14 protein-coding genes are annotated in these 16,746 nt (G+C 46.0%); 7 read left to right on the forward strand and 7 right to left on the reverse strand.

Features of this window, described 5'->3' with window-relative positions; translation table 11 throughout:
- Nucleotides 1-19: 19 nt before the first annotated feature.
- Nucleotides 20-280 (reverse strand): type II toxin-antitoxin system HicA family toxin, encoded by a 261-nt coding sequence (locus tag QUA02_RS25340; protein WP_333031801.1) that lies wholly within the window; start codon nt 278-280, stop codon nt 20-22.
- 89 nt (nt 281-369) lie between these two features.
- On the opposite strand from QUA02_RS25340, the gene QUA02_RS25345 reads away from it, so the two are divergent.
- Nucleotides 370-534 carry a hypothetical protein gene (locus QUA02_RS25345; protein WP_333031802.1) on the forward strand — a complete coding sequence of 55 codons (165 nt, stop codon included), beginning with the start codon at nt 370-372 and terminating at the stop codon, nt 532-534.
- A gap of 121 nt (nt 535-655) precedes the next feature.
- Here QUA02_RS25345 and QUA02_RS25350 read toward each other — a convergent pair whose 3' ends face one another.
- Both QUA02_RS25350 and QUA02_RS25355 read right to left on the reverse strand, forming a co-directional pair.
- On the reverse strand, nt 656-928 hold the full coding sequence (locus QUA02_RS25350; protein ID WP_333031803.1) for a hypothetical protein: 273 nt from the start codon (nt 926-928) through the stop codon (nt 656-658).
- A 216-nt stretch (nt 929-1,144) separates the two neighbouring features.
- Complete coding sequence (locus tag QUA02_RS25355; RefSeq protein ID WP_333031804.1) at nt 1,145-5,140, reverse strand: magnesium chelatase subunit H; 3,996 nt, start codon at nt 5,138-5,140, stop codon at nt 1,145-1,147.
- Between the two features lie 535 nt (nt 5,141-5,675).
- Between QUA02_RS25355 and QUA02_RS25360 the strand changes: the two genes are divergently transcribed.
- From QUA02_RS25360 to QUA02_RS25370, 3 genes are all read left to right on the forward strand, one after another.
- Nucleotides 5,676-6,665: a calcium-binding protein gene (locus QUA02_RS25360; protein WP_333031806.1), complete on the forward strand. Its 990-nt coding sequence runs from the start codon at nt 5,676-5,678 to the stop codon at nt 6,663-6,665.
- Nucleotides 6,666-6,788: 123 nt separating this feature from the next.
- Nucleotides 6,789-7,838, forward strand: a complete 1,050-nt coding sequence (locus QUA02_RS25365; RefSeq protein WP_333031808.1) for a calcium-binding protein — start codon at nt 6,789-6,791, stop codon at nt 7,836-7,838.
- Nucleotides 7,839-7,957: 119 nt separating this feature from the next.
- Nucleotides 7,958-9,031, forward strand: a complete 1,074-nt coding sequence (locus QUA02_RS25370) for a calcium-binding protein (protein WP_333031810.1) — start codon at nt 7,958-7,960, stop codon at nt 9,029-9,031.
- Nucleotides 9,032-9,136: 105 nt separating this feature from the next.
- Here QUA02_RS25370 and QUA02_RS25375 read toward each other — a convergent pair whose 3' ends face one another.
- On the reverse strand, nt 9,137-9,613 hold the full coding sequence (locus QUA02_RS25375) for an ankyrin repeat domain-containing protein (protein ID WP_333031812.1): 477 nt from the start codon (nt 9,611-9,613) through the stop codon (nt 9,137-9,139).
- A gap of 36 nt (nt 9,614-9,649) precedes the next feature.
- On the opposite strand from QUA02_RS25375, the gene QUA02_RS25380 reads away from it, so the two are divergent.
- Nucleotides 9,650-10,930, forward strand: a complete 1,281-nt coding sequence (locus QUA02_RS25380; protein WP_333031813.1) for a glycosyltransferase family protein — start codon at nt 9,650-9,652, stop codon at nt 10,928-10,930.
- A 132-nt stretch (nt 10,931-11,062) separates the two neighbouring features.
- On the opposite strand, the gene QUA02_RS25385 is transcribed toward QUA02_RS25380, so the two are convergent.
- From QUA02_RS25385 to QUA02_RS25395, 3 genes are read right to left on the reverse strand one after another with little or no spacing between them, the layout of a single operon-like run.
- Nucleotides 11,063-11,233, reverse strand: a complete 171-nt coding sequence (locus QUA02_RS25385; RefSeq protein WP_332979828.1) for a YqaE/Pmp3 family membrane protein — start codon at nt 11,231-11,233, stop codon at nt 11,063-11,065.
- A 39-nt stretch (nt 11,234-11,272) separates the two neighbouring features.
- Complete coding sequence (locus QUA02_RS25390; RefSeq protein WP_333031816.1) at nt 11,273-12,217, reverse strand: fused MFS/spermidine synthase; 945 nt, start codon at nt 12,215-12,217, stop codon at nt 11,273-11,275.
- Entirely contained in the window at nt 12,207-12,470 is a 264-nt protein-coding gene (locus QUA02_RS25395; RefSeq protein WP_333031818.1) for a hypothetical protein, read from the reverse strand. Before QUA02_RS25395 ends, QUA02_RS25390 begins: the two co-directional genes overlap by 11 nt.
- Before the next feature lie 356 nt (nt 12,471-12,826).
- On the opposite strand from QUA02_RS25395, the gene QUA02_RS25400 reads away from it, so the two are divergent.
- Together QUA02_RS25400 and priA are read left to right on the forward strand one after the other, a co-directional pair.
- Nucleotides 12,827-13,915 (forward strand): sensor histidine kinase, encoded by a 1,089-nt coding sequence (locus QUA02_RS25400; protein ID WP_333031820.1) that lies wholly within the window; start codon nt 12,827-12,829, stop codon nt 13,913-13,915.
- Nucleotides 13,916-13,975: 60 nt separating this feature from the next.
- Nucleotides 13,976-16,537, forward strand: a complete 2,562-nt coding sequence (priA, locus tag QUA02_RS25405; RefSeq protein WP_333031822.1) for a primosomal protein N' — start codon at nt 13,976-13,978, stop codon at nt 16,535-16,537.
- The last annotated feature ends 209 nt before the right edge of the window (nt 16,538-16,746 follow it).

Consider the following 16,746-nt stretch of genomic DNA (forward strand, 5'->3'; position numbering starts at 1 on the left):
CCCGTTAACAGCTAAGTCATTATGGCTCAACCCCCGCCTTTATCAAAAATTCCCTGACAGATTTAACTGCTCCTTTATCTGTCTCTTTTTGAGGATGTGGTTCGTGAAATACAGCTCTAACCTCATTTAAGAAAATGCGAACCCGCGAACCTGAACCTTGAGTAACAGTAGCACCGAGTGCTGTAAATAAATTTTCAATATCTTGCCAATTAATATTAGCTGGTATAGGCTCTGTAAAAATTGATTCTAAAATCTTACGATGTTTATTATTTAGTTCCATGAAAATTTTGTTTCTTATTATATTAAATTTATGATATCATAATATGATATCAATGTCAAGAAGGTGAGCTAATCTCGCGCCAAGACTACTTGAGACTGGAACAAACACCACTTTCTTCGAGAATACTCCCCAAAGTTCGCTCGGGGGAAAGCTCTGGGGCGATCGCACTTTGGGAAGATAAGGGCGATCGCTTGTCTGGTAAGAGAGGGGCGCTCGCTTTTTGGGCAAAAGAGAGGCGATCGCTCGTCTGCTAAGAGAGTGGCGGTCGCCTTAATTGGAGTTTAACTAATTGACAATCCAGCGACTTTTGGGTTCAGGAGTTGAACTACCTCTTCTATATTATCCACTGCGCTGAAGTATGGAATAGCTACTGGCTTAATCTGGAATTCCCGACTCACCTATATCAACTTCTTCGCCAGTTTCTTTTGCTCGTAAAAGAGCAGTTTTAATCCGATCGCCTAACTCCGAAAACTTTACTGTTTGACGACGGGGGGGTTCCCATCGAGGCATATTGTAAATTCGCATTACATTTTCTTCTTTTACCGTTTTAATTACTGTTTCTTTGCCATCCCATTCATAAGTTATATGGAAAGTAGTTAGAAGTTTTTGACCATTGTAGTCATGATCTTTTTCCTTGACTATATACATACCCACCTCAGAACCTTACTTGATTTTTTTCTGCTGCTCTCAAACTTTATGAATTTAATTATTACAATAATAGCCTTCATTTTGGTTAGCAGTAAATACTTTGTAAATATGATAAGTTAACTCATTCTTGACCTTTTAAATTCTGCCTCCTTGCTTCGCATCAATTAGTAAAGACGTTGTATAAAACCTCTCTACTAATTGATGCCTACTACAATCCTATTCTACCCCCTCAATCCGGTCTTCCACCTCCTGATAAAGTTCACGCAGACGATCCAAATTACTCTCCGAAGTCTCCCAATAACCCCGGCCATTCACCTCAAGCAAAGTGCTGACAATCTTGCGGAATGAGTGAGGATTCAGATTCAGCAAACGCTTCTGCATCTCCTCATCTTGGATAAACGTACCGTTCACATCCTCATACACCCAATTATCCACCGCGCCCGCAGTCGCACTCCATCCAGTCGTGTTCACCAGACGCTTAGAAATCTCCCGCACGCCTTCATAACCGTGCGATAACATCCCTTCGTACCACTTCGGATTCAGCAGCTTAGTCCGCGAATCTAAACGCACGGTTTCTGATAGCGTCCGCACCTGCGCGTTGGCTGTTGTGGTATCAGCAACAAAGGATGCCGGTTTCTTGCCATCTGCGCGCAAACTGCCGATCAATTTAGTCGGATCGGAGTCGAAATAGTGCGACACGTCGGTTAGGGAAATCTCGGCAGAATCCAAGTTTTGGAAGGTCACTTCCGCAGTTTTCAAGGATGATTCAAAAATCTGCCGGTCTTGTTCCATTGTTCCCGGATTGTCGGAAGAAAAGGCGAAGGATTTGCGAGTTAAGTACATTTCCTGCAACTCGGCTTCGCTTTCCCAAGTGCTGTTTTCTACCGCCAAGTTGACGTTAGATGAATAGGAACCGGACGCATTGGAAAATACGCGGGTTGCTGCTTGTCGCAGGTTAATTCCCATTTCTTCCGCTTGCTTCAGGGCGTGTTTGCGGACGAAGTTCATCTCTAACGGTTCGTCGGCTTCCGCTGCCATTTTCACGGCTTTATCTAACAAATTCATTTGGTTAATGAACAAGTCGCGGAATACGCCTGAACAGTTAATTACTACGTCGATCCGAGGTCGTCCCAACTCTTCTAAAGAAAGCAATTCGAGTTTGTTTACCCGGCCCAAAGCGTCGGGTACTGGCTTCACTCCCACCATCCACATTACTTGGGCGAGGGATTCACCGTAGGTCTTGATGTTGTCGGTTCCCCACAACACAACGGCGATGGTTTCTGGGTAATTTCCGCCGTTATCAACGCGCTGTCTTTCTAATAGCCGATCGACTACAACCTTAGCAGACTTAATCGCCCCGGTGGTGGGGATTGACTGCGGGTCCAAAGCGTGCATATTCTTGCCAGTCGGCAAAACATCCGGGTTGCGAATCGGATCGCCGCCGGGGCCGGGGATAATGTATTCGCCCTCTAGCGCGCGCAACAGTGCGCCCAATTCGTTATCGGCGCAAACTTGCTGCAAGCAGAATTCCAGATACTCAAACAGCGGTTTAATTAAATCAGGATCGACTTTTTTGTAACCGGCTGCGTGCAAAGCTTCAATCCAAGGTGTTTTCTTGCCCATGTTGAAGAAATTCAACTTGGAAACTAGGGAAACTCTACCCTCAGCATCGGTTTGTTCTTTCACTAAAGCTGTAACAGCATCGCGACAGGCTAAGGTGATGTTTTGCAGCAATTCCACATCTGCTAAAATGCCTTTGTCGTTGTTGGTGTAGATATCGTCAATATTCCGATCGCAACTTTGAGCAATAATCCGCGACAAACTGATTAATCCGTCTTCTTCCCGGTCTAAATTGGCAATGTTAACCAAAGTTGCGATCGCCTCTTCCGCAGTCGGCGGCTTGCCAATAACGTGCAAACCGCAAGGTAACAACCGCGACTCAATCTCCATCAACTTGCGGTAAACCAAGCCAACTAAATTGTCGCGTTCCTCCGAAGTCATTCCCGCAGCAACCCCTCTTTCTTGTTCCGGAGGTAAGGCGATATCCTTATCCAAATTCACCAAACGGCATTTTTCGACGATCGCATCAACAATCGGCACACCGCGCCCAGTCTCTTTCAAAGTTTGATAAGAAGCAATTAACTCGCTGAGTTCCTGCAAACCTTTGTACAAACCAGCATTTTCAGCCGGAGGAGTCAGATAGCTGATTGTTTCAGCATAACTGCGGCGCTTAGCAATTGTTGCCTCGCTGGGATTGTTGGCGGCGTAATAATAGATATTGGGAATTTTGCCGATCAAACTGTCAGGATAACAATCGACAGACATTCCCATCTGCTTACCGGGCATGAATTCTAGCGAACCGTGAGTGCCAAAGTGCAGCACCGCATCCGCACCCCAAATGCGCTCCAAATATGTATAGTAAGCAGCAAAACCGTGGTGCGGGCTAGCAGAACGAGAGAATAACAACCGCATCGGATCGCCTTCGTATCCAAAAGTAGGTTGCACTCCGATAAACACATTACCGAAATGTTTGCCGAAAATCAGCAAATTTTGTCCGTCGCTGTTCAAATGTCCCGGAGGCGGCCCCCAATTTTCTTGCAACCGTTCCGAGTAAGGAGTGAATTCTTCGTATTCAGCTACGGACATCCGGTAAGCAATATTTAATTCGGGACTTTGGTATTGGGCTGTTGCGTCGTGGATGACTTCTTGCATCAGTTTTTCGGCGGAATCCGGCAATTCTGGCAAGTCGTAACCGTTACCTTTTAAGGCTTTCAATACTTCGTAAATCGAGCCGAAAACGTCCAAGTACGCGGCTGTTCCGACGTTGCCTTTATCTGGAGGAAAACTGAAAACTGTGATCGCAACTTTCTTGTCTAATTTCGGTTTGCGGCGCAGCATTGCCCATTTCATGGCGCGCTGGGAAATTGCTTCGATCCGGTCTTGTAGGGCGATCGCCTTTCCAGTTGCACCGTCGCGTCCCGACACAATAATCGGTTCGATCGCACCATCCAACTCAGGAATCGCAACTTGCAGGGCAACTTGAATCGGGTGCAAGCCTAAATCGCTATCTTCCCATTCTTCTGTCGTTTGGAAAACCAGCGGCAAAGCCACCATGTAAGGGCAATTTAATTTTTTCAAAGATTCGATCGCCTTCGGGTGATCTTGTTTCGCCGGGCCGCCCACCAAAGCAAAACCAGTCAGAGAAACCACCGCATCAACGATCGGCAGCGGTGCAACACCTTTGGCGCCGACTTCCAAGAAAAAAGTTTCCACTGGTTTCGAGAAGTCCAAACCGCCGGCAAAAATCGGTACAACCCGCGCCCCCATTGCCTCCAATTCCTGCACCATTGCTACATAGTGCGCGTCATCTCCCGTGACTAAGTGAGTCCGCTGCAACACCAACCCGATGCAAGGTGCGAGAGGGTCTTTGAGGTCAGCAGAAATATCTTTGCGGGCATTAAACCAAGTTAGATATCCTTTTACATCCTCAAACATGGACGGTGCTAAAGGATGCCAAATCCCCATGTCCGGGTACACAACTGGATCTTGGAAAGTTGGCTGTGACTGGCCTTTGAAGACATATTTATGTGACAGCATCAGCAAGAAGTTTTCCAAGTTTTCTTGGGAACCGCCCAGCCAATATTGGAAACTCAGCATGAAGTTGCGGGCATCCTGGGCTTTGTCAAGAGGCAAATATTTCAGCACTTTCGGCAAAGTTTGCAGCAGTTTCAGCATTCCGTCTTGGAAGGAACTCCCGGATTTTTCCTTCCGTTTTTTCATGAATTCGCCGATCGCACTTTTGCTTTGTCCCAACTGTGCCATCGAGAAACTGCCCATTTTATTGAGTCGCATCACCCCTGGCATCGACGGGAAGACGACGGCGACATCTAAGCTGTCGCGCAGCGGTTCCACCGCCGCTACCACTTTTTCTGCCAAATCTTCGATGAAAATTAGAGAAGCAATAAATACATTGGCATCCGCCACATCCCGCTTGAAGGCCTCGTAATTTTCCGGGCTGCGGAGTTCCTCGATCAGGTAGCCGCTGATTTCTATTGCCAAATTCGGATTTTTCTTGTTTATCGATCGAACCGCTGCCGACAGGGCGCTTTGATACTGCGGTTCCAGTACGACATAGACCACCTTCATCAGCGATCGCCCCTGCAAGTTTTCCGGCACAACGTGGCGAATGGTGGGCTTGACGTGAGTGAACATCCGGTTAGGCTCCTTTAAGATGCTGTTTTCGGGAATCGGGAATTTTTTTATCCCATAAGCATTTTTACCAGAAAATGCTTGCCATTAGGCGATTTGAGCCTGCATATGACACAATTCGACAAATTTATGGCAATTTTTCGTTACATTTTTTTATAAATTCCTTGAGCAAACACTCCATATTTTATTTACAAAATTTTACTTGACAAAAATCACTTTATGTTTATATAATTACCTGGTTGAAAAAAAATATTGAAAAATAAAGCAACCTTTGAGAAAGAAATCCTGAAAAAAGTGCCAAGTTTTGTAGAAGAGATCAAACTTGCGATCGAGCAATTAACTTACCGAAGAAAGGCATAATTTCTGAAGGCAGAATGTAGCCTTCGGATAATTGCCGAGTCACAAAATTCAATATTTTAGTGGGAACTTAAAAGCATTTCATAAGGTCTGTATTTTGTAAGTTCCTGACCGGCGATCGAATGAGTGAAAAGCTAATTGGCATTCACAATCAAACTCATCAAAACCTAGGTAGAAAAACATGGCTAACTACGCAATTTTTGACGAACAGTTCTACTTGGCATCATATCCTTGGGTCAAGCCAGCCATTGATGCAGGAGTCATCAAATCCGGCAGAGAACACTTTGAAAAATTTGGTCAAGCTGGCGGTCTAACTAAAGTATCGCGCTATTTTGACGAAGCTACTTACCTTGCTGCCAACCCAGACATCGCACCCTTTGTCCGCACCGTCAACCCAAACGCACCTTTTGCTACAGGCCTAGATCACTTTGTCCAGTTCGGTTACGATGAAGGACAGCGCCGCACCCAAGTATCGCCTGAGTACAACGAAGATTTTTATTTAGCAAATAACTCAGAATTGCGATCGTTTGTAGGCCCCAATGCACCTTTCAAATCAGGATACCAGCATTTCATTCAATTCGGGGCCAAAGAAGGTCGTTTTGGGACTTCATTTTTTGAACCGGAATACTTAAAAGAAAACCCCGACATTGTGCCGTTTGTCAACTCTGGAGCCCTGAGAACTGGTCGGGAACACTACTTCAATTTCGGGAAAAACGAGCCAAGCCGCGACGCAACTTTTGTCGGCAGCCGCAGCAACGATATTCTCACAGGAGTTGGCGTGGGGAATACCGAACTCGTGGGAGTTGAAGTAGGTATCGATCCCCGAGGAAACCGGCAGTATGAAAGCTTTGGAACCAATGAGTTTGATGTCCTGATCGGCAGTCCGGGAGCAGATACATTTGTACTGGGAGTTCCTGCTACAGCCGGGAATGTAACTGCGACCCCGCTCTATTTGGGTAACGGTCAAGCTACTATTCGGAACTTCAACGCAGCAGACGATTTTATCCAACTGCAAGGAACTTCTTTAGACAGCTATCAGCTAGTTCCTATTGGCAGCAATTTATCCATCCAAACACGTTTTGGAGACGTGATCGGTGTGATTGAAGGAGGATCGAGTCTGAGTTTGATCCCTCAAGGCGCTAATGGTAATGGTACTTTCTTGATTGGATAGTCATCAGTCATTGGTCATCGATCATTAGTCATTAGCTAATGCTGATGATTGATGACTTTTTATTTGTTGTGGGCGATCGTGCTATGAAAAAGTACGATCGCACTTTACTTTCAACAAGAAACTATGAATTACGATATCTTTGACGAACAATACTACCTTTCGCAATATCCGTGGATTAAACCGGCCATTGATGCAGGAATCATCAAATCTGGCAGAGAGCACTTTGAAAAATACGGTCAAGCCGCCGGCATCACAAAAATATCGCGTTATTTTGACGAAGATACCTATCTAGCTCAAAATCAAGATATTGCACCCTTCGTTCGCACCGCCAACAACCAAAATCGGCCGTTTGCTTCAGGTTTAGACCACTTTATCAAGTTTGGTTACGAAGAGGGTCGCACTCGCGTATCGCCTGAATACGACGAAGTTTTTTATTTAAAGCGCCACCCGGAGATAACTCCCTTCGTGCAGAACGGAATTTTTAAATCCGGCTTTCAACACTTTATCAAATTCGGAAAAACAGAAGGTAGGTACGGGACAAGTTTCTTTGAACCGCGTTACTTGTCAGACAACCCAGATGTGGCGGTGGTTGTGAATGCTGGAGGTTTAAAAACCGGTCGAGAACACTATCTAAATTTTGGGCAATTTGAGTCAAATCGATACGGATTTTTTACAGGAACCAACGGTAATGATATCGTCACGGGATTTACAGCGGGAAAAAATCAAATTATCGGACTGCAAGTAGCTTTCGCCGGCCAAAATCCACCCTTGGGCATTAATAAGAATAAGTATGACGCTTTGAAATTGGATGACATCACGAGAGAGCCTTTCCTGACTACCACTGAATTCGATACATTAATTGGCACTTCTGGCATTGATTACTTCGTGCTCGGAGATGCTGTTCCCAACAACCGACGTAGTTTTATCAGCCGGGTAGATTTCTATACGGGCAGTGGCGAGGCAAGGATTGTCAACTTTGAAAAAGGAAAAGATTTTATTCAGTTGGTGGAAAGCTTTAATGAACTGAGTATATTTCCATCAGGGGCGGACTTATTAATTCAAAAATCGGGAGATACACTTGCCAGAATTCAGGGCGGATCAAATCTAACTCTGCAACCGATTGGGATGATAAATCCGTTTAGTCCTCCAGTCGGCCTCACTTTCCTCGGCTAGAAAGCATAGAGGTTAAGTGAGATTTGACACTTGGAAAAAATCACCCGATCGGGTATTGTGTAAGTTCCAGATGATGGATAAATTGCATAAACAGCTCGTTAAAGCCGCCGGAGGAAAACATGGCTAACTACGCAATTTTTGACGAACAATACTACCTCTCGCAATATTCCTGGGTCAAACCAGCCATTGATGCAGGAGTCATCAAATCGGGACTAGAACACTTTGAAAAATTCGGTCAAGCCGCCGGCCTAACTAAAGTATCGCGGTATTTTGACGAAGCTACTTACCTCGCTGGCAACCCAGACATCGCACCCTTAGTCCGCACCCCCAACAACCCAAGTGCACCTTTTGCGACCGGACTAGACCACTTTATTCAATACGGTTACGAAGAAGGTCGCACTCGCGTATCGCCTGAGTATGACGAAGCGTTTTATGTAGCAAATAACCGACAGTTGCAGCCGTTTATTCAGAATGGAACTTTTAAAAACGGCTACCAGCATTTCATTCAATTCGGCATCAAAGACGGTCAGTTTGGGACTTCATTTTTTGAAACAGAATACTTACAAAATAATCCCGATGTTCGGCCGTTTGTCGAATCGGGAGCCTTGAAAACCGGTCGCGAACACTACTTCAATTTCGGCAAAAACGATCCCAGCCGCTTTGCGACTTTTATCGGATCTCCTGGGAATGACATCATTAGCGGTGCTGGGGTGGGAAATACCGAATTAATTGGAGTTGAAGTAGGGTTTGTTGTAAGCACTAATAGCTTTACCATTCCCGGTCGAAATTATGAAAGTGACGGCAGTAATGAATTCGATACTCTCACTGGCGGTAGCGGTCGCGATAAATTCATGCTCGGAGACCTTTTAGTAGGTACTGGTGGTAAGGGATACAGTTCTCCAACAAAGTTGTATATCGGGCCTGGTTTTGCTACTATTCGGAACTTTACCCAAGGTCAGGATAGCATTCAGCTAGCAACAAGCGATATCCTACCTTCCTTAGATAACTTCTTGATATTTCCCATCAACAACAATCGAGATTTAGCTATCCAAACGAACGGCTTGTTTGTCTCCCTGACCGATGGAAGTTCGGGAATTAGTAGATTTGACACGATCGCTGTTATTGAAGGCGGCGGAAATCTCAAGTTGAATTTATTACCAGAATCTAGAGCTTCTCTACCTCTACTTGGATAGAAATCTCGAAGCTATTCAGGATTTGCCCGATCGCTGCTGAAAGTGCGATAATTAATTGTATCATCCAGAAACCGGGTTTCTCGAATAAACCCGGTTTCTGAGTTTTTAATGGCGATCGCGCGCTAGCTTCAAAACCTCAACCGTATCTTGATGGCCCTCAGAAGACGCCCAAATTAACGCCGTCCAAGTATTATTATCTTTAGCCTTAATATCAGCTCCTTTATCGAGTAATAATTCCACAACTTGAGTACGCCCGCTACCAGCAGCACTCATCAAAGCCGTCAAACCAAAATTAGTTTTAGCATTCACATCCGCTCCCCCCTCCAGCAAAAGCTGTACAATCTCGCTATGTCCCGCAGCAGCGGCACTCATTAACGGCGTCCACCCGTCATTGTCGTGACTGTTGATATCCGCACCTGCAGCCAGCAATTTTTTGACGATCGCAGAATTGCCAGCCTCAGCCGCAGCCGTCAAAGCCGTCTCACCTTGCTCATCTTTGGCATTGATATCTGCACGCTGTTCGATCGCACTTTCTACAGCCGCAACATCACCCGTCTTGACGGCATTAATTAAATCTGTCATAAAATCTCCCTTACATCCTCTCAAATATTAAATCCTATGGCAGTAGATATTTTAATCCTCTCCAACGGCCCCGGAGAATTGGCAACTTGGGTGCGTCCCGCCGTGCAAGCTTTGCGCGAGCAATTAGGAAACGCGGGCACTCAAGCGCGTATCTCTGTGGTGCTGTCCCCCTGTCCGCACGCCACCGGGAAAGAAGCACAAATCGCATCTTCCTACCCAGAAGTGGACAGAGTGCAGGCGCCGGAGCATTTTTTTCCATTCTTATTATCGGGCAAAACAGCGGAAAATTGGGATTGGTATGAAACAGGAGTTGTTTTGTTTTTAGGCGGCGATCAATTTTTTACGGTTGTTATTGGCAAAAGGCTAAAATATCGCACTGTTATTTATGCGGAATGGGACGCGCGGTGGTATCGCTGGATTGATAAATTTGCGGCGATGAAACCGGAAGTTTTTGCTAAAATTCCCCAAAAATATGCTAATAAATTTACAGTTGTCGGAGATTTGATTTCCGAAGTAGGGAACGGGAAATCGGGCGGGGCGGGCACGGGGGCACCGCCCCTACAAAAAATAGAACTAATTGGATTGTTGCCGGGTTCCAAGCCTGCGAAACTGGCTTTAGGTGTACCGTTATGTTTGTCGATCGCCCAATCCATCCACCGCATCCGCCCTGAAACTCGCTTTGTAATTCCCGTTGCTCCTACCTTAGATATGCAAACTCTAGCACGTTTTGCCGACCCTGAACAAAATCCTTGCCTGCATTTATTTGAGAACGCCAGCGCCGAACTTCATTTAACAGAACCGCCGTTTTTGCAGACAGCAAATAACTTGCAAGTAGAACTTTGGACGCAGACGCCCGCCTACGATTTGCTATCAGAATGCAGCCTGTGTTTAACTACTGTGGGAGCGAATACTGCGGAACTGGGTTCGTTAGCTGTACCGATGATTGTTTTGATACCGACGCAGCAATTGGATGCGATGAAAGCTTGGGATGGTTTGCCGGGATTGCTGGCCAATTTACCGTTAGTCGGTTCAGCTTTTGCGACGGCGATTAATTGGCTAATCTGGCAATTGGGAAAGGGAAAGCTTTATGCTTGGCCGAATATTTGGGCACAGGAGGAGATTGTGCCGGAGTTAATTGGGAAGCTGGAACCGGAAGTAATTGCTAAATTGGCGATCGACTATTTGAGCCATCCTGAAAAATTAGCACAAATGGGCGATCGTTTGCGTGCGGTTCGAGGAGAATCGGGGGCGGCGCAAAAAATTGCTGAATTGGTTTGTGAAGAAATTGAGGTGCAATCAAATTCTGATAAAAAGTAGATTTTTTTATTTTTAACCGCAGAGGAACGCGGATGAACGCAGATTTAATCCAGATTAATTGGTGAAAACAGGCAAAAGAAAATTTATTTCCTCTTGCCTGTTTATTATCCAAAAACTGGATTTGTCCTCAAGTTAAGCTCGATCGTGCTTGGCAATCACCCAAATGGCGTGAATGATCCCGGGAATAAAGCCCAAAAACGTGAGAACCAGGTTGATCCAAAAATCAGTACCGATGCCTACAGTCAAAAATACGCCCAGCGGGGGAAGAAAAATGGCAGCGACTATGCGAATTAAATTGTCCATGTCAGTTACTCCAAACTACTTTTCTCTTTCAATTTAACTTCATTGACCGACCGAACCTTTCCCGAAAAACTTAGGCGGTGCTGCCATAGTGTAAACTTCGGTTTCAGCGGCGATTACCTGCCGCAAGTGACCGGGAACTTGCATCAACCCCAAAAGTGTAATCCCGTCGAACATCCGCAACCCGCCAGTTGTTTTCTCGGCGAGTAATTTGTCAGTAACTTCGGGTTCTGGCCGCGTATTTATTTCTTGATTAGAAGCTACGGCAAAACCCCAAGGAGCTCCGTAAGTAGAAATAAAGCTGGTGCAGGATTGAACATTGGAGAAAACCGATTTCAGGGTATTGACAATGCGAGCGTGCATTTTCATTTCGGCAGGAGAAACTGGCCCCGCTTGCACTACGAAATACCCGTCAGGCGACATTACGCTGCGAACTTTCTCAAAATACTCCTTGGTAAACAACTGGAAAGATGGGCCTTCTTCAATGGGATCGGACAAGTCAGAAATGACAATATCCCAGTCTTTGTCAGTGTTGTCTAAATAGTCCAAAGCATCGCCGATTACTACTTCGCAGCGGGGGTCGTCAAAGGCATTTTGGTGCATTTCTGGCAGGTGTTCGCGACAAGCTTCTACTACTTCGCCGTCAATATCGATCATCACGACTTTTTCAACTGTTTTCCAGCGCAGCACTTCTCTAATTGTAGCTCCTTCTCCGCCGCCGAGAACGAGGACTTTTTTGGGGCTACCGTGACAAATCATGGCTGGGTGCACTAGGGGTTCGTGGTACAGAAACTCGTCGCCTGTACAAGATTGCCATTTGCCGTCCAAAACTAAGCCTTTGCCGTAGGTACCGGTCTGAACTACGTACATTTCTTGATAGGCTGTTTTCTTGTAAGCGAGCACGCCGATGATGCCGTGAACGTAAATATCCCAAGGGGTAATGTACTCGCTCATCCAAAAGTCTGCACGAACTTCGCTACCTGACATCAATTTCTCTCCAAATATAAACTGCTGTGTCGATGTTGTCACAAGTAGTAGTTCTTAGCACAAAATGGTGCGGGTGTGTGAGTACGATCGACACATTGGAGTGAGATTTCGGAGGAATGGTATAGTGTGATTGCGTTCTGGGAGAGCGCAATTGGCTTGGTACTTGAGATTGCTTGTGGGCGATCGCGCAGCCGATCGTACTTTTCCCATCCCCCACCCGATCGCAGTCACATTTAATATTTTCGCTTTGCATTGCCGGCGGGTTTGGTACAAATGTGGTCTAAATCGGGCAATTTTTCGCGCTGGGCCCGCCTTTATCAGTTGGCGATCGGCCTGCTTATTTATCAAGAATCTGATGAAAACCCCGCTCTCTTCGAGTGCGGGGAATAAAAGTGGCGATCGGTTTTAACCGACTTTGTTGTTAATATCTTGACATTTTGAATGTATATTAGATAAGATTTTTAGACAGAGCAAAATAAAGGAGGTGTTGAATTTTGATGACAAAATTGCCGAGCGTCACCGCGACGAAATTCTAAGTATGTAAAGGGTGCAAGTAAATTTACTTAGAAAAAATTTTTGAGAATATTTTTAGGTTCAAAATAATAGCCGATGGAAGCAACAGACTGGGAAAATAAAATCAAAGAACTGGAAAATGCAAATCGAATCCTGCAAGAAAAACTCGCAACTTCGCAAACCGAACGCAGCCAATTAGAAGCCCTCAATAAAAAAAAAGAATCTTTGCTACAAACAGTCACTCAGGAATTTATAAATTCCGAAAATATTTTAAAAGCAAAAATGTCGGAACTCGAAAAAGCTCTCTTAAACCAGCAAACAATCCAGCTCAAATTGATCGAAGCCGAAAAAATGTCGGCTTTGGGGATTTTGGTAGCTGGTATTGCCCACGAAATCAACAATCCAGTCAACTTCATCTACGGCAATATTACCTATGTCAATGACTACACTGCCGACGTTTTAAGATTGCTGGAAATGTACCAGAATCGGTATCCAGAAACTGATGCAGAGATTGAAGATTTTATTGAAAAAATTGACCTAAACTTTCTGCGCGAAGATTTGCTAAAAACTCTTTCGTCAATGAAAGTTGGCTCCGAGCGCATCCGCGAAATTGTGCTGACTTTGCGCAACTTTGCGCGGGTAGACGAAGCCGAAAAGAAACCGGTTAACATTCACGAAGGAATTGACAGCACCTTGTTAATCTTGCAGAATTTAACTAAAGAAAAACTCGGTTATCCGGCTATCGAGATTGTGAAAAATTATGGCAATTTGCCGAAAGTAGAATGTTATGCGGGACAATTGAATCAGGTATTTATGAACATCATTAATAATGCTATTGATGCCCTGCGGGAGCGAGACAAAAAGCGTTCCCTAGGGGAGATAGAAGCAAACCCCAGCCAGATTGCAATTACTACTTCTATTATTTCTGGAAATTGGGCAAAAATTAGTATCAAAGATAACGGTACGGGAATGAATGAAGCTGTAAAAGGGAAAATTTTCGATCCGTTTTTCACAACTAAACCAGTCGGTCACGGAACGGGTTTGGGACTGTCAATTAGCTATCAAATTGTTGTGGACAAACACGGCGGGAGGTTGGAGTGCATATCCGCAGTTGGAGAAGGGACTGAATTGGCGATCGAGATTCCGATCGCCAATTCCCGCAGCTCGCGCGCGATCGCGAGCTAAACTGAGGGATAATAAAAACTACCTTTGACCGCGGCTCCTCCTAGTTTGATGTGCAACCCTATGTCTACTGTCACTTTTGGTTTGTCAACCCCTGTAGCGGCAGAGCTCGGGGCATCCTACGGCAGCAGCCAACCGCCACAGCGCCCCACCGCGCGGGCAGAGTGGATCGAGGTATTGGTGGACTCTCCTTTCAGGGTTGCGGGGGACTCCCCTGGGGAGGAAAATAAGTTATTTACCTATCGCTTACCTGCGGAACTTACCGTGCAACCAGGGGATATTTTGAGTGTACCCTTTGGCAGCCAACAGGTAGGGGCGATCGCGATTCGGTTCATTTCTCAACTGCCGCCAGACTTAGATCCGGCGCGGGTTAAAGATGTCGAAGATGTTGTCAGTGCGGGTTTTTTCCCGCCTAATTACTGGGAATTGCTCGATCGCACTGCCACCTATTATTGCACACCATTAATTCAAGTAATTAGAGCCTCGCTGCCGCCCGGTTTGTTAAGCCGTTCCGTGCGCCGAATTCGCTTAATTAAGGACGCAATTTCTCCGAATGCCGAAACATTTCTCAATCCCGCCGCCAGTCAAATTTTGCAATTGCTGCAAGCTCAAAAAAACGGCGATTACACTTGGCAATACCTCCAGCGCCAAGTTAAGGGAAGTTATCGGGGATTGAAAGATTTATTGAAACGCGGTTGGGTAGAAAGTTATTTAGAACCTCCCAATCCTCCCAAACCGCAACTCAAACCGGCAGTGACATTAATTGCTAGTGCATTTGTCACAGATTTAACCAAGCGGCAACAAGAAGTATTGGAAGTTTTGCGGCGCGGTGGCGGTGAAATGTGGCTGAACGATTTACTAAAAATTTGCAGTACGAGTTCCTACGTTGTCAAAGCTTTAGAACAGAAAGGCACCGTTGTTATCGATAAAAGGGAAGTGCTCAGGGGCGATCGCGGAATTGCTCAAATTCCCGATTCACCCAAAACTTTAACTCATTTTCAAGCTGAAGCTTTAGCGTTTATTAACAATTTTTCGGGATTCCGTCAAGTGCTGCTGCACGGCGTTACAGGTTCGGGGAAAACCGAAGTGTATTTGCAGGCGATCGCCCCAATCTTAGCCAGCGGCAAATCCGCCCTCGTACTCGTTCCCGAAATCGGCCTCACACCGCAACTTACCGATCGATTCCGAGCCCGTTTTGGCGAGCAAATTTGCGTGTACCACAGCGCCCTATCCGACGGCGAACGTTACGATACATGGCGGCAGATGCTGACTGGAACACCGCAAATTGTCATCGGCACGCGATCGGCCATTTTTGCGCCTTTACCTCACCTCGGCTTAATTATCTTAGATGAAGAACACGATACCAGCTTCAAACAAGAACAACCAGCCCCTTGCTACCACGCCCGCACCGTTGCCAAATGGCGCGCCGAATTAGAAAATTGTCCCCTAATTTTAGGTTCCGCTACCCCAGCTTTAGAGACTTTTGTCGGGACGCGCAGAGATTATTACTCCTTACCAACTATCCATTATTTGTCATTACCAGAACGCATTTATTCGCGCCCAATGCCGCCGATTGAAATCGTTGATATGCGCCAAGAATTGCGGCAAGGAAATCGCTCTATTTTTAGCGTTCCCCTCCAAAACGCGCTGGAACAATTGCAAGCAAGACAACAGCAAGGTATTCTATTTATTCACAGAAGAGGACACAGTACCTTTGTCTCTTGTCGGAGTTGCGGCTATGTGATGGAATGCCCGAACTGCGATGTTTCGCTTTCCTATCACCACGTCGGCGAAGGAACCGCAGAAATATTGCGCTGTCACTACTGCAACCACACGGAACGACACCCTCAAAACTGTCCTGAATGCAGTTCTCCTTACTTCAAAAACTTTGGTAGCGGCACTCAGCGAGTCGAACAGGAATTAACGAGATTGTTTCCAGAATTGCGGGCAATTCGGTTTGACAGCGATACGACTAGAAATAAGGGCGACCACCGCAGATTGTTAACGCAATTTGCGAATGGGGAAGCTGACATTTTGTTGGGGACGCAAATGCTGACGAAGGGGTTGGATTTAGCAGGAGTCACGTTGGTAGGAGTTGTCTCGGCTGACGGGTTGCTAAATTTATCCGATTATCGGGCAAGCGAACGAGCTTTTCAAACATTAACTCAAGTCGCGGGCCGTGCGGGTAGAGGCGACGATCCGGGGCGGGTAATTATTCAAACTTACACTCCCGAACATCGGGTAATTCAAGCAGTGAGGCAGCACGAATATGCGGGTTTTGTGGAAACAGAATTAGCAGAAAGAGCGGCGCTGAATTATCCACCTTCGGGGCGGCTGGTTTTGTTGCGATTGAGCAGTGTAGATGCGGCGGAAGTTGCGGTGACGGCGGTACAATTGGCGTCTGTTTGTCATGAGTATATTGAGCGATTGTCTCTACCGGGGTGTGAGTTATTGGGGCCGGCACCGGCGGCGATTATGCGGGTGGCAAATCGGTATCGGTGGCAGATTTTGCTGAAGTTGCCTTTGGATGAGTCGGTGGATTTGTCGGATTTGATCGGATTGCGCGATCGCACGCCGCGTTCTGTTAGTTTAACTATTGATGTCGATCCGTTGAATTTTGGTTGATTGGTTGTGGAGAAATGCGATCGGGCACAGGAGAGGGCGGCCACGGGGGCACCGCCCCTACGATTATTTTGGGGTAGGGAAACAGCATTGCGGTGTCCTCCGTAATATCAGTTCCGGTTGCATCGGAATGATGTAAGGATTCAGGTCAAAAAAACTTCAGTGGCGGCATCTGGTAAAATAAACGAATGAAAAAGCCCGCAGCCACCAGA

Origin of the sequence: Microcoleus pseudofavosus SVA1_A4, from assembly GCF_036700565.1 — a bacterium.
Classification (GTDB): Bacteria; Cyanobacteriota; Cyanobacteriia; order Cyanobacteriales; family Microcoleaceae; genus Microcoleus.